11 protein-coding genes are annotated in these 11547 nt (G+C 61.2%); 5 read left to right on the plus strand and 6 right to left on the minus strand.

Features of this window, described 5'->3' with window-relative positions:
* Positions 1 to 8 precede the first annotated feature (8 nt).
* Positions 9 to 470: a DUF302 domain-containing protein gene (locus tag JWZ97_RS00910; RefSeq protein WP_205432736.1), complete on the minus strand. Its 462-nt coding sequence runs from the start codon at positions 468 to 470 to the stop codon at positions 9 to 11.
* A 119-nt stretch (positions 471 to 589) separates the two neighbouring features.
* Between JWZ97_RS00910 and mobA the strand changes: the two genes are divergently transcribed.
* Positions 590 to 1192 (plus strand): molybdenum cofactor guanylyltransferase MobA, encoded by a 603-nt coding sequence (mobA, locus tag JWZ97_RS00915; RefSeq protein WP_205432737.1) that lies wholly within the window; start codon positions 590 to 592, stop codon positions 1190 to 1192.
* A gap of 122 nt (positions 1193 to 1314) precedes the next feature.
* Here mobA and mrcB read toward each other — a convergent pair whose 3' ends face one another.
* The 5 genes from mrcB to JWZ97_RS00940 all read right to left on the minus strand — a co-directional run bounded on the left by mrcB (position 1315) and on the right by JWZ97_RS00940 (position 7773).
* The gene (gene mrcB, locus JWZ97_RS00920; protein WP_205432739.1) at positions 1315 to 3642 is read right to left on the minus strand and encodes a penicillin-binding protein 1B; all 2328 of its coding nucleotides are present in this window, start codon (positions 3640 to 3642) and stop codon (positions 1315 to 1317) included.
* Positions 3643 to 3810: 168 nt separating this feature from the next.
* Positions 3811 to 5211 (minus strand): cysteine--tRNA ligase, encoded by a 1401-nt coding sequence (cysS, locus tag JWZ97_RS00925; protein WP_205432741.1) that lies wholly within the window; start codon positions 5209 to 5211, stop codon positions 3811 to 3813.
* 39 nt (positions 5212 to 5250) lie between these two features.
* Complete coding sequence (locus tag JWZ97_RS00930; RefSeq protein WP_205432743.1) at positions 5251 to 5727, minus strand: NUDIX hydrolase; 477 nt, start codon at positions 5725 to 5727, stop codon at positions 5251 to 5253.
* A complete protein-coding gene (gene gltX, locus JWZ97_RS00935) occupies positions 5724 to 7124 on the minus strand; it encodes a glutamate--tRNA ligase (RefSeq protein WP_205432745.1) in 1401 nt (466 codons plus the stop codon). Before gltX ends, JWZ97_RS00930 begins: the two co-directional genes overlap by 4 nt.
* A 97-nt stretch (positions 7125 to 7221) precedes the next feature.
* Positions 7222 to 7773, minus strand: a complete 552-nt coding sequence (locus JWZ97_RS00940; protein WP_205432746.1) for a class I SAM-dependent methyltransferase — start codon at positions 7771 to 7773, stop codon at positions 7222 to 7224.
* 252 nt (positions 7774 to 8025) lie between these two features.
* Between JWZ97_RS00940 and JWZ97_RS00945 the strand changes: the two genes are divergently transcribed.
* The 4 genes from JWZ97_RS00945 to infA all read left to right on the plus strand — a co-directional run bounded on the left by JWZ97_RS00945 (position 8026) and on the right by infA (position 11547).
* Positions 8026 to 9699: a transglycosylase SLT domain-containing protein gene (locus JWZ97_RS00945; RefSeq protein ID WP_205432754.1), complete on the plus strand. Its 1674-nt coding sequence runs from the start codon at positions 8026 to 8028 to the stop codon at positions 9697 to 9699.
* A 154-nt stretch (positions 9700 to 9853) separates the two neighbouring features.
* Complete coding sequence (gene aat, locus JWZ97_RS00950; RefSeq protein ID WP_205432755.1) at positions 9854 to 10546, plus strand: leucyl/phenylalanyl-tRNA--protein transferase; 693 nt, start codon at positions 9854 to 9856, stop codon at positions 10544 to 10546.
* A complete protein-coding gene (locus tag JWZ97_RS00955) occupies positions 10543 to 11262 on the plus strand; it encodes an arginyltransferase (RefSeq protein ID WP_205434495.1) in 720 nt (239 codons plus the stop codon). The genes aat and JWZ97_RS00955 overlap by 4 nt, the downstream gene beginning before the upstream one ends.
* 66 nt (positions 11263 to 11328) lie before the next feature.
* Positions 11329 to 11547 carry a translation initiation factor IF-1 gene (gene infA / locus JWZ97_RS00960; RefSeq protein WP_205432756.1) on the plus strand — a complete coding sequence of 73 codons (219 nt, stop codon included), beginning with the start codon at positions 11329 to 11331 and terminating at the stop codon, positions 11545 to 11547.

An 11547-nucleotide genomic window follows, 5' to 3' on the forward strand; every position in this document is an offset into this window, starting at 1 on the left:
GGACCGAGTCATTGCTCCGCCGCGAAGTCGACGATTTTTTTGAGTTCGCCGTTCATGCGGGTGAAGAAGGCATTCAATCGGGCATCGGGGGTGTCCGTGGGGAGCAAATGGGTGGTGACATAGACGAGCTCTCCCTGCTGCCGGACCGAGATGTTGCAGGGCATGTAGGCCACCGCGGCCGGGGAGATTTCCAGCATCTGCCGGGCGTAGGTCAGATTGCAGAATTGCAGGGTGTCGTAATCCGGGAAGGCGATGTTGTCGCGCTCGCGGATGACGCTGCCGATGTGGTTGTGGCCGGTTATGCGGAAATTATGCTCGGTGATGGCCAATTCCAGCTCCGCCATGACATCGGCGTAGGGCTTGCGGGTGCTGGCTTCGTAAAAGCCCGGCGGGATGCCCGGGGCATGGCTGGCGCAGCCTGGCAGCAGCAGGAGCGATAATGCGACAATCGAAAGCGGTCGGCTGGTCATGAGGCGGTTCGGATTCCGGCATCGCTAAACCCGGCCCAAGAGTCCTTTGCCTTGTCGAGGGACGAACTTCGACAAGCCGAGCGGGCCCCACGGGCTAACGGGATGGATAGACGGCAATCATGCAGGCTTACGGCAAAAAAATCACCGGCGTGGTCCTGGCGGGCGGGCGGGCGCGGCGCATGGGCGGCGGCGACAAGGGTTTGCTGAGTTTTCGCGGCCGGCCGTTGGTCGCCTGGGCCGTCTCCGCATTGGAAAGGGTGACGGACATCGTCCTCATCAACGCGAACCGCAACCACGAGGCTTACGCCGCCCTGGGTTATCCGGTGATCGCCGATGCGACTGCAAGCTACGACGGTCCGCTGGCCGGATTGCTCGCTGCCATGAAAGCCGCGAAAACGCCTTATGTGTTGACCGTGCCCTGCGACTCGCCGCTGATAGCCGGCGAACTCCTGGACCGGCTGGTTTCCACCCTCGCAGCCCAGGGCGCGGAAGTTTGCGCCGCCCACGACGGCGAGCGGCTGCATCCGGTGTTCCTGTTGGCCGAGACGGCCTTGCTCTCCGACCTGGAGGCCTATCTGGCGGCCGGCCAACGCAAGGTGGATCGGTGGCTCTCCCACCACAAGCTGGCGCTGGCCGATTGCCACGATCACCCCGAGTGGTTTACCAACGTCAACACGCCGGAAGATTGGAAGGCGCTGGAAGCGGTCCCTTCCAACCCGTGAAGGGGTCAATCCGCAGGCCGGCATGAGCGGGAGCGAACTCCGGTTTCCTCGGGCTGGCGCACTGGAAGTCCCTACGCCCGATTCGGCCCGTGCCCTCCCCATGCCTGTCGAGGGGGGCAAGGCTAGAACAGGCGAAACCCGCCGCTTTCTTCCGCCGGCGGCGGCTGGCCGCCCGCGCACGGCGAATAGCTCTTCGGCGCCGATCCGTGTATGAAAGGGTAGGGGCTCGCACTGGGGCAGCTCTCGCTCGCCCGCAAGCCGTTGTCCCGGTCTATCCAGACGGTTTCGATGTCGTCCGGCGGGATCAGGTCCAGCGGTTCGCGGCTGATCTTCCTCAGCGTCTGAGCCCATATCTGCAAGGCGCCCTGCGCGCCGGTCAGCTTCGCCGGCTGGTTATCGTCCCGGCCCACCCAGACCACGCCCAGATAATCCCCGGTGAAGCCGGCGAACCAGCTATCCCGCAGGTCGTTGGTGGTGCCGGTTTTGCCGGCGGCGTTCAGCTCTGGAGAGATGATGTTGTAGGCCGAGCGTGCCGTCCCGTCGCGCAACACTTCCTGCAAGGCCGTGTTGGTCAGGTAGACGGGGCCGGGGTCCAGCGCCTGCCGCACATTGAGGGCATAGCGCTGCAATGGCTGACCCTCCTGGGAGACCACCGCCTGGATGGCGCGCAGCGGCGTGATGAAGCCGTCGCTGGCCAGTGTCTGGTACATCTGCGTCACTTCCATGGGGCTGAGCGAGCCGGTGCCGAGCAGGGTGGCCGGATAGGTGTCCAGCGGGCGCTCCACGCCCAGATTGCGCAAGGTCCTGAGCGTGTGCGCGACGCCGACATCCATGCCCAGGCGTACCGTGGCGAGGTTGTAGGAGTGCGCCAGCGCGCTGTGCAGGGGCACGGCGCCATGTTCCTTGTTGTCGTAATTATGCGGGCTCCAGGGACCGCCGCCGGGATTGGGAATCCGTAATGCCGTATCCTGCAGCGGGGTGGCCAGCGTGTATTTTTGCGGATCGCTCAAGGCCGTCAGGTAAACCACCGGCTTGTAGAGCGAGCCGATCTGCCGGACCGAATCGAGCGCGCGGTTGAATCCCGAGGCTTGCGCGTCGCGGCTGCCGACCAGCGCGGCGATCTCGCCGTTGGATCGCCGGGTGACGACGGCCGCGGTTTCCAGGCCTTCGGTGCGGGTCTGCTTGTCGAGCTTGGGCATGGTGGCGGCGATGGCCGCTTCCAGTTGCTGCTGGGCTTCGACGTCGAGGGTGGTGAATATGCGCAATCCTTCCGAGGTCAGATCCTCGTTGCGATACTCGGCCTGAAGCTGGCGTTTGACCAAGTCGAGGAAGGCGGGATAGCGGCTGATCGCCTGGTGCGGGTTCTTGACTGTGTCCAGCGGCTTGGCCTTGGCGGCGTTGGCCTGGGCGGTGGTGATGTAGGCCTGCTCGGCCATTTCGTCCAGCACCAGGTTGCGGCGCTTGAGCACTCTTTCCGGATTCTTGAACGGGTCGTAATAGGAAGCCCCGCGCACCAGCGTCACCAGTAAGGCGATGTGATGCAGTTCCAGTTCGTCCAGCGAGCGGCTGAAATAATACTGGCAGGCCAGGCCGAAACCGTGAACGGCGCGCGCGCCGTCCTGACCCAGATAGATTTCGTTGAGGTAGGCCTCGAGGATTTCGTCCTTGCTGTAGCGGGCCTCCAGTACCAGGGCCATCACCGCTTCGTTGATCTTGCGCCACCAGGTCTGTTCGGAACTGAGGAAGAAGTTTTTCACCAATTGCTGGGTAAGCGTGCTGCCGCCCTGGACGATGCCGCCGGCCAGCAAGTTGGCCCACATGGCGCGCAGGATGGCCCTGGGCGAGATGCCGAAGTGGTTGTAGAAGTCACGGTCCTCGGTCGCCAGCAAGGCGTTAATCAACACCTTGGGTGCCTGGTCGAGCTTGATCAGCACCCGGTCTTCCTTCAGCGCGGGATAGAAACTGCCGATCTGCACCGGTTCCAGACGCAGTATGGCCGCCGGCTGCCCGGCCTCCACATCGTCCACGGCCTCCACGCGGCCGTCGGCCAGGCGCACGCGGATGTCCCGCGCCGGTTCCGATTTGTCCGCGAAGCGGAACTCGCGGGTCTTGATGCGGACCTCGTTGCCTTTGCGGGCATAGGTCGCCTGGGTCGAGAGCGTGGGATCGCTGCGGTATTTCAGCTCATCGAGCAGAGCCGTCAGCCGTCCGGCATCCATGGGCAGGTCGGCGAACAATTCCGTCGGGCTCGCATAGACCCGGGCGGGGAGGGCCCAGCGCTTGCCTTCGAATTGCTGCCGCACGGAATAGTCCTGGTAGCCGACGTAGGCGACCAGTGCGACCAGCAGGGGAGGGACGACCAGGAACAGCAGCCGTTTTAGCCAAGCGGGCCAGCCGGCTTTGGGAGGCTTTGCAACGGGCGTAGCGGGTGGTTGCCGTCTATTCGGCATAAGCGGAATCGGACATGCGGGTCGGTGTGGCGATTAGTGCTGCGCGATGGAGACCTTGAGATCTGCGCCGGGCAGGGTGATGAACTCTTGCTGAAACGGGTTTGGCTCCGGGAGTGAACGTCGATCGGGTAGCGAGCGGACACCCCGGTGTATAGTTTACTCCCTCGGTCAGGCCCTCCGCCAAGTCGTTCCGGATGCGCCGTCTTCGAGTACGATACCGAGCGCCTTGAGTTCGTCGCGGATGCGGTCGGATTCTGCCCAGTTCTTGTTCCTGCGCGCTTCGAGACGGTGCTGGATCAGGGCTTCGACTGCGGATTCCGAGGGTTCTTCGGTTCCCGAAGCGGCTTGAGGGGAGCCGCCTTTCATCCAGTCCTCCGCATTTTCCTGCAGCAGCCCCAGCGCGTCGCCCAAGGCCTTCAGCGTGCCGGCCAGATCCCGTGCACCGGGTTCGTTCGCGGCTTTCTGCCGGTTGATTTCCTTGGCCAGATCGAACAGCACGGCCAGGGCCTCGGGCGTGTTGAAGTCGTCGTCCATGGCCGCTTCGTAGCGGCTGCGAAAGGGGGTGCCGAGTGCGCTTTCCGCGCCGGGTTCCAGGCCTCGCAACGCATTGTAGAGGCGGGTCAGCGCGCTGTGGGCTTCGTCGAGATTCTCGTCGGAGTAGTTCAGCGGACTGCGGTAATGGCTGTTGAGGATGAAGAAGCGGACGGTTTCAGGCCGATAGCGGGAGAGTATTTCCCTCACGGTGAAGAAATTGCCCAGGGACTTGGACATCTTCTCTTCGTTGACGCGCACGAAGCCGTTGTGCATCCAGAGATTGACGAAGGTTTCCCCGGTCGCGCCTTCCGACTGGGCGATCTCGTTTTCGTGGTGCGGAAACTGGAGATCCATCCCGCCGCCATGGATGTCGAAGTGATTGCCCAGGCAGCAGGTGGACATGGCCGAGCATTCGATATGCCAGCCAGGGCGCCCCGGCCCCCAGGGCGAATCCCAATGGGGCTCGCCCGGCTTCGCCGTTTTCCACAACACGAAATCCAGTGGATCGCGCTTGGCCGTGTCCACGTCGACCCGCTCGCCCGCGCGCAATTCGTCGATGTTCTTGCCCGACAGTCGCCCGTAGCTCTCGAACTTGCTCACGGCATAAAACACGTCGCCATTGCTTCCGGGGTAGGCATAACCCTGGTCGATCAGACGCTGGATCATGGCGATGATTTCGCGTATCGAGGCCGTGGCGCGGGGTTCCAGGTCGGGCGGCAGCACGTTCAGGGCGCGCTCGTCCTCGTGCATGGCGCCGATGAAACGTTCGGTCAGGCTTTCGATCGTTTCGCCGTTAAGCTGCGCGCGCGCGATGATCTTGTCGTCGATGTCGGTAATGTTGCGCACATAAGTGACCGCGTAGCCCCGCTGGCGCAGATGGCGTACTACCGTGTCGAACACCACCATCACGCGGGCATGCCCCAGATGGCAATAGTCGTATACGGTCATGCCGCAGACGTACATGCGGACCTTGCCGGGCTCCAGGGGGGTGAATAGTTCTTTCTGGCGGCGGAGCGTGTTGTAGATTTTGAGCATGAGTGTTTCGGAGCGTCGATATTATTGGGGGCGGGCGGCTTAACGGTGGGCGATGAAGTCGGAGCCCGCGCCGTCGGCATCGTGAAGGCCGAGGATTTCACCGCGATGCGCCCTTCGCCCCTGTTCCAATATGGGCACCAGGCCGCCGGCGATCGGATAGTCCCGCAGGTGTTCCGGGGCGACCCAGGCGGCCGCCGTCACGTCGTCGCCGGCGCTGGGAGCGGTTTCGGCCGGGGAGGTGAGTCGGGCGAGGAAGTCTACGATCAGGTAGTGGAAACCCTCCTGGCGACGCTCCACCGCGGCGAGGATGGGGCCCACGGTCACGTCCAGCCCGGTTTCTTCGCGCACTTCCCGGCGGCAGGCCGTAACGAGGCTTTCGCCGGCTTCCAGCCGGCCACCGGGGGCGTGCCAAAGCCCTTGTGCGGGCGGTTTGCCGCGGCGCACCAGCAGGACGCGTTCCCGGTCGTCGAAAACGATTGCGCTGACGCCGATGGCCGGGGTCGGAGCCGGGGTCATGTGACTTCGCCGGCGAATTCCGCCAACCGGCGGTGTATGAGAAACGGATCCAGGGCCGCGTAAAGCTTGCCCAGTTCGGGCCCATCCAGGCGGCCGCTCAACGCGGCGCGCAGCGGCATGAACAATTGCTTGCCTTTCGCTCCCGTGCGCGCCTTGAGTCCGGTCATGAAGAGATCGAAATTCTCCCCGGCCTCGGAGGCGGCGTCCAGGGCCGCCAGATAGAAGCCGGTGCCTGCGTTTTGGGCGACCGCGGCTTCCTCGGCGCCCACTAACAGTTCTTCGGTGAAGAGTATACGCGCCCATTCGTGCGCCTGATCGGGAAACACGCAGTTGCTGCGCACGATATCCAGGAACAGCGCTGTACGGTTGGCCGGCAGGATGGCGCGGGTTTCTTCGCGCAGCCATTGCAACAGTTCGCTGTCGTCCGCTGCGCGAACCGCCAATTCCTGCCAGTGCTTGAGGTGGGCAATGTCGAATCGGGAGGGCGATTTGCCCAGGTGGGCAATGTTGAACTTCGCTTTGAGTGCGGCGAAATCCAGCAAGTCGTCCTGTTCGTAGTGATGGCCGACCCGCGCCAGCATGTTGAGCAGCGCGGAGGGGAAATAGCCTTCTTCGCGCAATTGCTTGATGCTGCGGCTGCCGTTGCGTTTGGACAGGGGTGCGCCGTCTTCGCCGAGTATCAGTGCAATGTGGGCATAGGAAGGGGAGGCTAGCGCCAGGGCCCGCAGCAGCAGTAATTGTCTCGGCGTGTTGCTGAGATGGTCTTCGCCCCGAACCACACGGCCGACGCTCATGAGCGCGTCGTCGATCGCGTTGCAGAAGAAGAAGGCGGGAGAGCCGTCGGCACGGCGTATGATGAAGTCGCCGATGTCGTCGGTGGCGAATTTCTGCGGCCCCCGCACTTCGTCGTCGAATTCCACGCTGACTCCGCGCGGCACACGGAAACGCAAGGTGGGCTGCAGACCCTGGTCCCGGCGGCGTTCGACTTCTTCCCTGGTTAACCGCGAGCATTTGCCGCTGTAACGGGGCGGCTGGCCGGCATTGAGCTGCACCTTGCGGGAAATTTCCAGCTCACTCGCCGTGCAGAAGCAGGGATAGGCCAAGTCGTCTTGTTCCAGGCGCTCATAGTAATGACGATAGATTTCCCCCCGGCGCGACTGAAAATAGTCAACCTCGGGCTGGGCCGAGCCGGGGCCTTCGTCCCAGGTCAAACCCATCCAGCGCAAGTCGTCGAGCAGTTCCGAGACGAATTCCGGACGGCTCCGTTCGGCGTCGGTGTCCTCGATCCGCAGGAGGAAACGGTCGCCCAAGAGCGCGCTGAACAGTGCGGTGCGCGCATTGCCTAGGTGCATCAGTCCGGTCGGGCTGGGGGCGAAGCGGGTTTTTCGAGGGCTCATGGCCTTGGGTCTTGGCGTTCCAAAAAAGGACCGGCACTTTAGCAACAAGGGCCGCGGGGCGGCAAGGAGGCTCGGGCCGGGCTCCGGGGAGGGGCGCTTACGGCGACTTCCTGTTCAGCACGCCGCTCGTAGTATCCAGCAGGCCTTCCGGTACCAAGGATGGCGTGCTTATCCAACGAGCTTTCAGCGGCACCGGGGTCAGCGTGCAAGTGCGCTTGATTGCGCGGATCGCATAGGCGGCCGCCAGGTGGGCCATGGATCGTCCGAACAGGGTGGCCGGTGTGCGGATCGTGTGATCCAGGGAGTAGTCGAAGCCGGCCTGCCATTCGGCCTCGATGCTTAGCTGGTTTAACCAGTCGATCAGGCGGTGGTGAGCAATCAGCTTGTCCCTCATGTCGCCCTGGAAGGGGGGGAGGCGCTTGAACAGTCCGGAGAGGCTCCAAGGGTTCAAACCCAGGATGTGCAGATGGCCGCCGGGTTTCAGGACTCGCTCGATTTCCGCTAGCACGGCCCTGGGCTCGTTTTCGAATTCGAGCAGGTGGGGGAGTATGGCGGTATCGATGCTGGCGGTGGCGATGGGGAGTTGATCCGGGTAGGCCAGGGTCAGATTCAGCGGCGTAAGCCCGCCATCGGCACTGGCTGACAGCAAGATGAAGTCACGCCGCGATTCGTCGCTAATGTATTGATTTTCTGAGAATATGGGGCCAACTTGTAATATCTTATGATTATAAGTAGGATGTAATATGTCCAAAAGGTACGATGCTTCGGCCTTTTGCAAAGTTACTCCAAGCTTCGTCGTTCGGTACCAGGCCATGAACGCTTGGCGAGGATGCGGCGATGGAGTGCTGGTTTCTTTTGATCTCATTGTGTTGAGCGGCTCGTTAATGCAATGACTCGCCGAGTGTCTATCCAGAAGGAAACAATCATGAAGCAGCGAAAGCCTAACGGTCGTTTTCTATGCTGTGCGTCGATATTTGCGCTGTTCCTGAGTGCCTGTAGCCAGCAGGGCGGCAAGGTCAAAAGCGATGCGAGTTTAAGCGAGAACGCTGCGGCAGAGTCAACGGCGGCGGGCAAGTCGCGCATTTTTCATATATCCCGGAAACGGGGCGCCATCAGCATCGGTGCCAATGGCAAGCCCAAATACGACAATCTTTGGGACCGTTTGTTCGATCTTTATGCGTTCCCCGAGGTTGAGCACCAGGATATCGAGCGCGAACTCAACTGGTTCATCAACCACCCCAGTTACATCGAACGGGTCCAGGAGCGCGCCGAGCCGTTCTTGTATTCCATCATCCTGCATATCGAAAAGCAGCATGTGCCGGGTGAAATTGCCCTGCTCCCGGTAATCGAAAGTGCCTTCCAGCCTCACGCCATTTCTCCTGCCAATGCGGCAGGACTGTGGCAGTTCATCCCGGCCACCGGGAAAAACTACGGGTTGAAGAAGAGCCGCTCGTACGACGGACGCCGCGACGTTTATGCGTCCACTCGGGCTGCGGTCAAATATTTGAAAAAACTGCGCGCCGACTTTAACGGCGACTGGTTGCTGGCCGTGGCCGCCTACAACTGCGGTGAAGGTGCCGTGTCCCGCGCGATCCAGAAAAACGCCGCCAAAGGATTGCCCACCGACTTCTGGTCTTTGGATCTGCCGCAAGAAACGCGGTCCTATGTGCCGCGCTTGTTGGCGGTTTCTCGCCTGTTCGTGGATTCCGAACGCTATGGCATCGATTTGCGGCCTATTCCCAACAAAGCGCTATACCGGGCGGTCCGGGTGAAGGACCAGTTGGATCTGGCTTTGGCCGCCGACGCCGCCGATATCAGCCTGAATCAGTTGATAGCGCTAAACCCCGGCTTCAAGGGGCAATATGCCGATGTGGACGGCAGCTATCATCTTTACGTGCCGGCTAATAAGAGCAAAGGATTTAAAGAGGAGTTGGCGCGCCTGGTACAGGAGCAAGCCGTCTTCGGTGGCAATTCGATGCAGAAAGAAGTGTCGCCGGTGCAGGATGAGCTGGAGGTTGCGCAATCTGAGGAGCATACGGTCTCCATAAAGGAAAAATCGAGGTCCGATACCACGCATGTCCACGCGAAGAAGGCTCAGTCTCGCGATGATGAACCCGGCACTTCGGTCAAAGTCGTCCACAAGCTGCGAGGCGGAGCGGAAGATGACGAGGCATTGAACAGGAAGCAGGCCAAGGCCGGCGAACCGGACAAGAAGGCGGTCTACACCGTGCGCAACGGCGACACTTTGTATTCGATCGCCCGCAGCCATTCGGTGGGGGTCGATGATTTGACCAGCTGGAACAAGTTGTCCAAAAAGAACGGTATACGGCCGGGTATGACCTTGTCACTGGCCGCCAAGGATACCACCGCCAGAAAACTTCCCCTCTCGGTTGCCGGAGCGGGTATCAGATCCTCCCAGTCGATCAAATACACCGTGCGCCAAGGTGATTCGATTTTTGCGATTTCCAAACGCTTCAATGTCAGCGTGGCGGAACTGCGGAAGTGGAACGGTCCGAGGGCCGATAAGCAGTTCAAGCCGGGCGTCAATCTGACCGTGGCTGCCGACAGGAACTGAAGTTCCTCGAACCGGTCGCGAGGTGCTCGGCGTTTTCGTCTTTAGTTCGGCTGCGTCGCTCTCTAGGTATCGGAAGTTCGGATATGGGAAGCGGGACGCTCAGTCTCCCGTGCGATGGTGAGCCTACGGTTTAGTGAAGTGCCATCGCCCCGATATGCTAACGGTCCTTGATCCCGACGATCCCCTGCAACCCTTCCCGAGTGTGAGCGAGGCGCTAAACGAGCCCAACGGCCTGCTGGCGGTCGGAGGATGCCTCGCTCCCGCGCGTCTGGAATCGGCTTACCGCCATGGCATATTCCCGTGGTACGGCGCTGGGGAGCCTATCTTGTGGTGGTCTCCCGATCCTCGCCTGGTGTTGCGGCCGGAACACTTGGTTACGACCCGGAGTCTGAGAAAACTGCTCAGGCAGGGGCGATTCGAGTTCCGTTTCGACACCGCGTTCGATGCCGTCATCGAGGCATGCGCCGAACCGCGCGCTTATGCGGATTCAACCTGGATCACCCCGTCGATGAAGCGAGCCTACAACGATCTGCATCGGCTGGGTTTGGCTCATTCCTTCGAAGTCTGGCTTGACGGCGCGCTCGTTGGCGGTTTGTACGGTGTCGCTATCGGCCGGGTATTCTTCGGCGAGTCCATGTTTCACCGCGTCAGCAACGCGTCCAAAGCCGCTTTCGTCCTAGGCGCGGAACGCTTGCAGGCTTGGGGCTACGCCTTGATCGATTGCCAGGTTCATACGTCGCATCTGGAGGGTTTCGGTGCCCGTGAAGTGGCGCGCAGCGATTTCATCGACATGCTGCATGTCTATTGCAATCAATTCGTTGCGGAACAGGCCTGGTGCCGCCCATGAGGAGAATCTCCCTCTATCTTGATCGTCCCCACGATTGTTCTTATCTAGCCGGTCGTGAGGCGCGTTTGGCTTATGTCGATCCGACGCTGTCCATGACAACGGAAATCTACGGCGAGTTGGCGCCGCTGGGGTTTCGTCGCAGCGGCAATCTGGTTTATCGACCCCAGTGTCCTGGGTGTTCCGCTTGTGTTCCGGTGCGCATCCCGCTCTCGCGCTTTCGGCCGAACCGTTCGCAGCACCGTATCGAGCGACTCAATCGGGACGTGATCGTGACGATGCGCCCAGCCGCCTACACCGACGAGTCCTACGAACTGTTCCGGCGCTATCTGGGCGCGCGCCACAGTGACGGTGGAATGGCCGACTCCGGGGCGGGTGAGTTCATCGGCTTCTTGGCCAGCGATTGGTCCGACACGGTATTTATCGAATTTCGTCTTGAAAAACGGTTGTTTGCGGTGGCAGTCGTGGATCGGTTCAAGGATGCCTGGTCTGCTGTGTATACCTTTTTCGATCCGGACTACGCCGCAAGAAGTCCGGGCGTTCTGGCCGTCTTATGGCAGATCACCGAAGCGCGGCATTTAGGGTTGGATTGGCTATATCTGGGTTACTGGATAGGGGCCTGCCGGAAAATGGCTTACAAGACCCAGTATCGGCCATTGGAAGCTTATGTTGGCGGGCAATGGCGATTGTTCGAAAAAGGCGAGAACATTGAATATTGATGTGCTAACATCGCCCTTTTTGAGGCGCTGTACCGCGCCGCGTTCAGGGCGATAGAGACGGGGTTTATGTCGAAAGAAGATCAGATCGAAATGGAAGGCAAGGTCATAGAAACCTTGCCCAACACGACTTTTCGAGTGGAATTGGATAACGGGCATGTCATCATTGCCCATATTTCCGGCAAGATGCGCAAGCATTATATCCGCATCCTGACGGGCGACCGGGTGAAGGTCGAGATGACCCCCTATGATCTGACCAAGGGACGCATCACCTTTCGCCAGCGCTGA

It is taken from the genome of Methylococcus sp. EFPC2 (assembly GCF_016925495.1).
Lineage (GTDB): Bacteria > Pseudomonadota > Gammaproteobacteria > Methylococcales > Methylococcaceae > EFPC2.

What these genes read in the sequence shown, in the direction of transcription:
- cysS (WP_205432741.1), bottom strand. Translation starts at nt 5,211, where the DNA reads ATGCTCAAAATCTACAACACGCTCCGCCGCCAGAAAGAACTATTCACC.
- infA (WP_205432756.1), top strand. Translation starts at nt 11,329, where the DNA reads ATGTCGAAAGAAGATCAGATCGAAATGGAAGGCAAGGTCATAGAAACC.
- JWZ97_RS00930 (WP_205432743.1), bottom strand. Translation starts at nt 5,727, where the DNA reads ATGACCCCGGCTCCGACCCCGGCCATCGGCGTCAGCGCAATCGTTTTC.
- aat (WP_205432755.1), top strand. Translation starts at nt 9,854, where the DNA reads ATGCTAACGGTCCTTGATCCCGACGATCCCCTGCAACCCTTCCCGAGT.
- JWZ97_RS00955 (WP_205434495.1), top strand. Translation starts at nt 10,543, where the DNA reads ATGAGGAGAATCTCCCTCTATCTTGATCGTCCCCACGATTGTTCTTAT.
- JWZ97_RS00910 (WP_205432736.1), bottom strand. Translation starts at nt 470, where the DNA reads ATGACCAGCCGACCGCTTTCGATTGTCGCATTATCGCTCCTGCTGCTG.
- mobA (WP_205432737.1), top strand. Translation starts at nt 590, where the DNA reads ATGCAGGCTTACGGCAAAAAAATCACCGGCGTGGTCCTGGCGGGCGGG.
- mrcB (WP_205432739.1), bottom strand. Translation starts at nt 3,642, where the DNA reads ATGCCGAATAGACGGCAACCACCCGCTACGCCCGTTGCAAAGCCTCCC.
- gltX (WP_205432745.1), bottom strand. Translation starts at nt 7,124, where the DNA reads ATGAGCCCTCGAAAAACCCGCTTCGCCCCCAGCCCGACCGGACTGATG.